At 30.0% G+C, this 1,062-nt stretch carries 1 protein-coding gene; it reads right to left on the minus strand.

Annotated elements, in window-relative coordinates:
* Positions 1-285 precede the first annotated feature (285 nt).
* The coding region (locus PQF96_RS28565) for a T9SS type A sorting domain-containing protein (RefSeq protein WP_271770474.1) at positions 286-1,062 on the minus strand (777 nt) is incomplete at its 5' end.

Raw genomic sequence — 1,062 nt, forward strand, 5'->3', positions numbered from 1 at the left:
CGCTGAGCAAAGACTTGTGAACATATGGCCATAGTGACCATCATTAAAAAAATACGAATTTTAGATTTCATGATTTGTGTTTGTGTTTAAAAAGTTTTTTGTTTAAATGTTAGTTTTACCTTAAACAGTATATATTAAATGTATTACTGCTATAATGGAATAACTATAACTATTATTTAAAAGAGGATTACAAATGATTTTGTATACCATTTGTACTCTATGTACACTTTTTGTACACCTCTTAATAATTACATTTATAATCAGGGTTTATTTTTAAATTATGTTTTATTTTTTTACGAATTGAAGTGTGGTGTTTTTATTAGCATTTTTTATTGTTAATACGTATACTCCGTTTTGAAGACGAGATACATCCAAATTCATGTTTTTCTCTATAGATGTAACTTCTTTTATTACCATTTTTCCTGATAGGTCTTTAACAGATATAATATCTTGTTTAGCAATCCCAAGTATTTTCAATTGACTTGATGCAGGATTAGGGTATATTGCTATTTTATTATCTTCTAATGCACTGGTTTTAGAACCGACAGCATCAAACTTCCATTGTGTGTAGTTACCAGAATATGTTGTAGGACGTTGTACCATTGGACTGTTATCAGAGTCAGTGGTAGGTCTGAAGTAATGATTAGTTTGTCTGTTTTGTAAGTAAAAATATCCATTAGAAGAATTTACTTTTTTCCATTGTGTATAGTTGCCACTATAACTAGTAGGCCTTTGTTCAAGGGCAGAACCATCATTATTACCTACTGGCCTAAAATATTTCCCAGTTTCTACATTTTTTAAATAAAAATAACCATTAGAAGTATTTACTTGTTCCCATTTTACAATATTACTTGTAGTGCTTGCCGGAACTTGGATTAATGTAATGCCATCTGCATTATTCTGAGGACGTAATTTTTTTCCTGTTTGACGATTTACTATAAAAAATTGCTGATTTGGATTAGGGTTTGGACCCGGGTTTGATGTTGTATTCATTACATATCTTGACCAAAATTTGTCATGTGTATCTGCATTTGAACCTATTTCAAAAATCCACCAGTTTTC

The sequence above is a fragment of the Aquimarina algiphila genome (genome assembly GCF_947494415.1).
Classification (GTDB): Bacteria; Bacteroidota; Bacteroidia; order Flavobacteriales; family Flavobacteriaceae; genus Aquimarina; species Aquimarina algiphila.